Raw genomic sequence first — 6,488 nt, forward strand, 5'->3', positions numbered from 1 at the left:
ATAATGGACATACCCTAAGGAGGATTTGCATGAACACAACAACTGAACCTATGGATAAAGAATCTGCAGCCAATCCTGCTATGCCTGCTAATTTTATTGAGGTCATAATCAATGAAGATATAAAGACTGGAAAACACGGCAGCCGGGTCCATACGCGGTTTCCGCCGGAGCCGAACGGTTACTTGCATATCGGGCATGCCAAGTCAATCTGTTTGAATTTTGGATTGGCTCTGAAGTATGGTGGCAAATGTAATCTGCGTTTTGATGATACTAACCCGACCAAAGAAGATGTAGAGTATGTGGATTCTATTCAGGAAGACGTAAAGTGGTTAGGTTTTGACTGGGATGACCGCAAGTATTATGCTTCCGATTATTTTGAAAAGATTTATGAATATACTGTTGAACTCATTAAAAAAGGTAAAGCCTATGTCTGTGATTTGTCGGCTGAAGAAACACGCCAATATCGCGGAACCCTGACTGAACCTGGCAAAGAAAGCCCTTACCGCAGCCGTACCGTGGAAGAGAACCTGGCGTTGTTTGCGAAAATGAAGGCTGGGGAATTCGCTGAAGGCAGCCGGGTGCTGCGGGCAAAAATCGATATGTCATCCCCTAACCTTAATATGCGTGATCCGGTTCTCTACCGTATTGTTCGCGCCAGGCACCATCGTACCGGCGATGCCTGGTGTATCTATCCTATGTATGATTATGCTCATCCTATCTCTGACTCAATTGAAGGTGTGACTCACTCGATTTGTACACTGGAGTTTGAGGATCACCGGCCATTATACGACTGGACGCTTGAGTCGTTAGGCATTTATCAGTGCCAGCAGATTGAGTTCGCCCGGTTAAATCTTACGAACACGATTATGAGCAAGCGTTATCTGCGGCGGCTTGTTGAAGAGGGCTATGTCAGCGATTGGGATGATCCACGGATGCCGACAATCTCCGGTTTACGGCGGCGGGGCTTTACTCCTGAAGCAATCCGGGATTTTTGTGACCGTATTGGTGTGGCTAAAAGCAATAGTACCGTAGATGTTGCTTTACTGGAACACTGTATCAGAGAGGACCTTAATAGTAAGGCCACCCGCGTTATGGCTGTGCTGAAACCACTAAAGCTCATTATTGATAATTATCCGGAAGGACAAGTAGAAGAGCTTATTGCTGAAAACAATCCGGAGAACCCTGAGATGGGTTCAAGAACAATCCCATTTTCCCGGGAAATATATATTGAGCAAGATGATTTTATGGAAAACCCGCCGAAAAAGTTTTTCCGCTTGACGCCTGGGGCTGAAGTACGGCTTAAACATGCTTACATTATTAAGTGTGAGCAGGTAGTGAAAGACGAGCAAACCGGCGAGATTGTGGCGGTACACTGCTCGTATGACCCTGATACCAAGAGTGGCAGCGGTACTGCTAACCGCAAGGTTAAGGGCGTACTGCACTGGGTGTCTGCGGCCCATGCCGGGAAAGCAGAGGTACGCTTGTACGATTACCTGTTAGTCAATAGTCAGGAACAGGAAGAAGAGGGAGAGGACACAAAGGATTTTGTGGATAAGCTCAACCCCAATTCTCTGGAAAGATTAGTTGATTGCCTGGTTGAACCAAGTATTAAAACGCCGCAAGTGGGAAGCCGGTTTCAGTTTTTACGTAACGGTTATTTTGCGGTGGACCGGGATTCGTCACCACACCTGCCGGTATTTAACCGTATTGTATCCCTGAAAGATTCATGGGCCAAGCTTGAGAAGAAATAACAGCACGAAAGACTTTTGCCTGGCAGGGATGCCGGTAAAAGTCTTTCTGCCATCTGAGAAGCGGGGTATCTTCACGTGTTGGTCTTGATAAAGTTTTTATATATAACCTTCCTGCTGCCACCAGGTTTATTTATTGCCGCTATGACCGTGCTTTGTCTGTGGCTGTACCGGCGAAAGCAGCACGGGGTATGGGCACTGGCGATACTAACAGGGCTGCTATATCTTATCTCGACCCCCCTGGTAGGTGATTATCTTATGCGTTCGCTGGAAAACCGGTACCAGCCGCCACCGCATGTCAGTGGTGATGTTATTGTGATGCTGGGGGGAGGAGCAACGGCAGATACTCCTAATGTTCATGGTACAGGTCATTTACTGGGCTTTGCCGCCAATAGGCTGCTAACAGCAGCGCAGCTACATTATATTACCGGTGTGCCTATTATTGTTTCCGGTGGGCAGGTGTTTGCCAATACCGGTAAAGAGGCTGAAATTGCTGAGCATATTCTGCGTGGGTTAGGTATTCCGGCGAATAAGATTATTGTTGAAGGGCAAAGCCTTAATACCACCGATAATGCTAAATTTACTAAAATGATTTTGGATGAACAGGGGTTTTCCAGGCCAATACTGGTGACCTCGGCCTTTCATATGGAACGGTCTGTGGCGCAGTTTACTAAATATAATATGGCAGTAACCCCATACCCTACTGATTATCAAACAAATACAAGGTTTATTTTTGAATGGTATCAACTGTGGCCACGGGCTGATGCGTTCTATAATACGCAGCTGGTGATCAAAGAATATCTTGGCCTGTTGGCTGTAAGCTGGTTTTGACGAAATTATCTGGAGGAGTGGTATTTTGAAAGTTTTACTTATTGGCGGCGGCGGTCGCGAACACGCTTTAGCGTGGAAACTGGGACAGAGCCCCCGGGTGGAGAAGATATATTGTGTGCCGGGGAATCCTGGGCTTGCGTCGCTGGCAGAGTGTGTGGATATTGACATAACTGATAATGAAGCGTTAGGCAAGTTTGCCCTGGCGCACGATATCGGGTTAACTGTGGTTGGACCTGAGTTGCCGTTGACCAACGGCCTTGTGGACCATTTGAATGCTCTCAATCTTAAAGTATTCGGGCCGTCCCGGCAGGCGGCACAATTAGAGGGCTCTAAGGCTTTTGCCAAAGAGATTATGCATAAGTACAATATCCCGGCTGCGGCCTCAGCAGCCTTTACAGATGCTGACAGTGCGATCGCTTATATTCAGAAACAGGGTGCACCTATTGTTGTCAAAGCAGATGGTCTGGCCGCCGGTAAGGGCGTTGTTGTTGCTCTGACGGTGGACGAGGCTGTTGCGGCTGTCGATATGATGATGCGGGATAAGGCCTTTGGCAATGCAGGCAACCTGGTGGTTATTGAAGAGTATCTTGAGGGAGAGGAAGCCTCGCTGCTGGCTTTTACTGATGGCCGTACGGTAGCGCCCATGATTGCCGCTCAAGACCATAAGCGGGTATTTGACAATGACCTTGGCCCGAATACCGGCGGTATGGGGACCTATGCCCCTGCGCCTGTGGTTACAGATGCTGTGCGGGCTCAAGTAACGCGGGAGGTTTTGCAGCGGGTGGTTGATGCCCTGCGTCAGGAAGGTATTATCTATAAAGGCTGCCTGTATGCCGGCTTAATCATTACTGACAAAGGACCGAAAGTTATTGAGTTTAACGCCCGGTTTGGCGATCCTGAGACACAGGTTGTATTGCCACTCCTGGCCAGTGATTTAGTCGATATTATGGAAGCCTGTGTTGATGAACGGCTGGCTGATATAATGATTGAATGGGACAACAAAGCAGCTGTGTGTGTTGTACTGGCAGCTGGCGGGTATCCGGGCAATTACACCAAAGGCGATCAAATTAGTGGTCTTGATAAGGCTGAAGCACAGGGAGCCATGGTTTTTCATGCCGGGACAGCATTCAGGAATGGCGATATTGTAACAAATGGTGGCCGGGTGCTTGGTATAACTGCTGTAGCTAGTGATATTCAGGCGGCGGTGGCTAAGGTCTACCAGGCCGTACCTGAGATAAAGTTTGCAGGGATGCAATATCGTAAAGATATCGCTCATCGGGCTTTCAACCGAAAGTAGGAGGCCGGGCGCAGAAGGAGTGCATACTTTGGATGCTGGTTTAACAGCCATTAATCTATTGGTCATTGTTGTTACTGTTATTGGTATTGGCTTAACTGCTATCGGACTACCTGGCAATTGGCTGATTTTTTTCGTTGCTTTGGCATATGGTTACCAGGAATCCTTTGTATATATGAATAACACGGTATTGCTCATTCTCTTTGGGACACTGCTTGCCGGGGAATTGGCTGAGTTTGCGGCAGGGGCGCTCGGCGCCAAAAAAGAGAATGCTTCCAGAACGGCTATAATAGCCGCTTTTATCGGTGGTATTGCCGGGGGGATAATTGGTACTGGGGTAATGCCTGGTCTGGGTTCGATTGCCGGGGCTATCGGTGGTTCTTTTGCCACTGGCTATCTGGCAGAATATGCAGCTACAGGCAACCGGGAAAAGGCAGGACGGGTAGCAAAAAGTATTGTCGTTGGTCAGGCGTTAGGGCTTATCTTCAAATTAGCGGTAGCCATCGGTATGGTGGCGTTGATTATTTCCAAACTAACATGGGCTGGGTAGACAGGAGGCAAATATGAAACGACAGCAAATACTTGATGCCGCTTATACGGTTTTTTCCCGCAAGGGCTATCACCGTGCTACTGTTGATGAGATTATTGCCTTGGCTGACACCGGCAAGGGCACAGTATATAACTATTTTGTCAGTAAGGAACAACTTTTTTATACCCTGATCAAAGAACGCAGCGCAAAATTTGAAGCTGAACTCGATATGATTGCCGCTCTTGCTGAACTGCCATTAATCAAAATTAAAAAAGCGATTAAGATGTTTTTGGGGTTTTATGTTGCCAATGCCGATTTATGGCGGGTACTGATGCATGAGATGCGTGGATTAGGCCACGAAGAGGCATCCAGCTTTACCGAGGCTCAGCGAGAAAAATACCGGGAGAGATTTGTCCATACCATCGGTATACTGGAAAGCATTTTGCAAGAAGGTATTGAGCAGGGAGCTATTCGCCAATGTGACGTACATAAGGCAGCTCACGGTTTGTTTAGTGTCATTGTAATGATGGTTTTTCAGGGGTTTGTCGGTGCGCAGGATGATTCGATTGAATCGGCAGCAAACAATATCGCCGATATTTTTCTCTATGGTGTTGTTGAACGGTAATAACGCCTAAGAAAAACCGCTGGGAGGTCTTTTGGCTTTGCGCATATCAGATAATCCTGGAATACAAAGGAATGGTTTTACTTTTGGCATTGCCCCAAAAGTAACAAAAAGTCTAGGCCCGAAGCCTCCAAAAGCTGAAAAGCCGGACAGTATTCCTAAAATCCGTAAACTCGCTACGCTCAAACAGTACGAATTTCTTAACGGATTACCGCCCGGCTTTTCTCCTGCGGAACGCTTTTTCCGGCAAAGGCCGTGGGGGACCGAGGTTGCGGGGCCGTATCCTTGCTCAAGCCGAGCATTGACCTTGCCTCCCCTTGTTTTATAAGGACTTTCAGCCTCTCAAAACTTATAAATTCTGATACATTAAAAAAGGCTTGAACCCTTCTTATGAAAGGTTCAAGCCTTTTGAATACATCTAGAATGCGGGTACGATTGCTCCCTGATATTTTTCATTAATGAACTTTCTGACCTCTTCAGAGGTTAGGGCTTTGGTCAGTTTTTGGATTTCGGGGCGGTTTTCGTCCCCTTTGCGGACAGCCAGGATATTAACATAAGGAGAGTCTTTTTGCTCAATAAAGAGGGCGTCTTTGGCAGGTACAAGTTTTGCTTCAAGGGCATAATTGGTGTTGATGACTGCTAAAGCGACGTCATCAAGTGAGCGGGGCAGTTGTGGCGCTTCAAGTTCGCGAACCTTAACGTTTTTGGGGTTTTCAGTAATGTCTTTCACGGTGGCATTAACGCCAGCGCCGTCTTTCAGCTTAATAATGCCGGCTTTGGCCAAGAGCGCTAATGCGCGGCCGCCATTGGTAGGATCGTTAGGGATGGCGATTTGCGCACCGCTTTGTAAGTCATTCAGGTTTTTTACTTTCTTGGAGTAAATGCCCATCGGCTCAATATGTACGGCTGCAGTATAGGTCAGGTCAAGCTTGCGCTCGCTGCTGAATTTGGTTAGATAGGGGATATGCTGAAAGAAATTAGCGTCAAGTTCTTTCTCAGCAACAGCAACATTCGGACGGACATAGTCGCTCATTTCTACAATAACCAGGTTGATGCCTTCTTTTTCAAGGGCCGGTTTAATCACATTAAGTATTTCGGCATGTGGCACAGCAGTAGCGCCAACCTTAATAGTCTTTTTTTCCGAAGCTGAAGGAGCTGGGGTTTCCTTGCTGCCGCAGCCGGATATAAAAGTGGATAAAGCCAATAATGCGGTAACCAGTACTAAAGTAAACTTTTTCATAAGAATATTCCTCCTAAAAATGAAGTACAATTAAAAAAACTACCCGGTCCTCCCTCCGTGAAAATAATTAAAGCCTCTTTCGCAGTGCGAAGAGGCTTGTTGTCCAGTTCTTCATCTGCCAGGATTTAATCCTGTTGGAATTGGCACCGTTCGCATCTGCGATGGTTGCCGCGGCGTCATGGGGCCATTTCCCTCAGCCAGCTCTTGATGAGTAATATTTAATT

At 47.1% G+C, this 6,488-nt stretch carries 7 protein-coding genes and 1 riboswitch; of the genes, 6 read left to right on the forward strand and 1 reads right to left on the reverse strand.

Going from position 1 to position 6,488, the window contains the following annotated elements:
- The first annotated feature begins 29 nt into the window (after nt 1-29).
- The 6 genes from VN379_RS20700 (at nt 30) to VN379_RS20725 (ending at nt 5,352) form a co-directional block, all read left to right on the forward strand.
- A complete protein-coding gene (locus VN379_RS20700; protein WP_325537377.1) occupies nt 30-1,751 on the forward strand; it encodes a glutamine--tRNA ligase/YqeY domain fusion protein in 1,722 nt (573 codons plus the stop codon).
- A gap of 75 nt (nt 1,752-1,826) precedes the next feature.
- Entirely contained in the window at nt 1,827-2,579 is a 753-nt protein-coding gene (locus tag VN379_RS20705) for a YdcF family protein (RefSeq protein WP_325537379.1), read from the forward strand.
- A gap of 25 nt (nt 2,580-2,604) precedes the next feature.
- Nucleotides 2,605-3,876 carry a phosphoribosylamine--glycine ligase gene (gene purD / locus VN379_RS20710; RefSeq protein ID WP_325537381.1) on the forward strand — a complete coding sequence of 424 codons (1,272 nt, stop codon included), beginning with the start codon at nt 2,605-2,607 and terminating at the stop codon, nt 3,874-3,876.
- A 28-nt stretch (nt 3,877-3,904) separates the two neighbouring features.
- The gene (locus tag VN379_RS20715; RefSeq protein WP_325537383.1) at nt 3,905-4,423 is read left to right on the forward strand and encodes a DUF456 domain-containing protein; all 519 of its coding nucleotides are present in this window, start codon (nt 3,905-3,907) and stop codon (nt 4,421-4,423) included.
- Between the two features lie 13 nt (nt 4,424-4,436).
- Nucleotides 4,437-5,027, forward strand: a complete 591-nt coding sequence (locus tag VN379_RS20720) for a TetR/AcrR family transcriptional regulator (protein ID WP_325537385.1) — start codon at nt 4,437-4,439, stop codon at nt 5,025-5,027.
- Between the two features lie 37 nt (nt 5,028-5,064).
- On the forward strand, nt 5,065-5,352 hold the full coding sequence (locus VN379_RS20725; RefSeq protein ID WP_325537387.1) for a hypothetical protein: 288 nt from the start codon (nt 5,065-5,067) through the stop codon (nt 5,350-5,352).
- Nucleotides 5,353-5,442: 90 nt separating this feature from the next.
- Here the strand turns inward: VN379_RS20725 and VN379_RS20730 are convergent, their stop codons facing one another.
- A complete protein-coding gene (locus VN379_RS20730) occupies nt 5,443-6,264 on the reverse strand; it encodes a MetQ/NlpA family ABC transporter substrate-binding protein (RefSeq protein WP_325537389.1) in 822 nt (273 codons plus the stop codon).
- A gap of 108 nt (nt 6,265-6,372) precedes the next feature.
- A riboswitch (SAM riboswitch) is annotated at nt 6,373-6,478 on the reverse strand.
- Nucleotides 6,479-6,488: the final 10 nt, after the last annotated feature.

The organism is Sporomusa sp., from assembly GCF_035561255.1.
In the GTDB taxonomy this organism is placed as follows: domain Bacteria; phylum Bacillota; class Negativicutes; order Sporomusales; family Sporomusaceae; genus Sporomusa.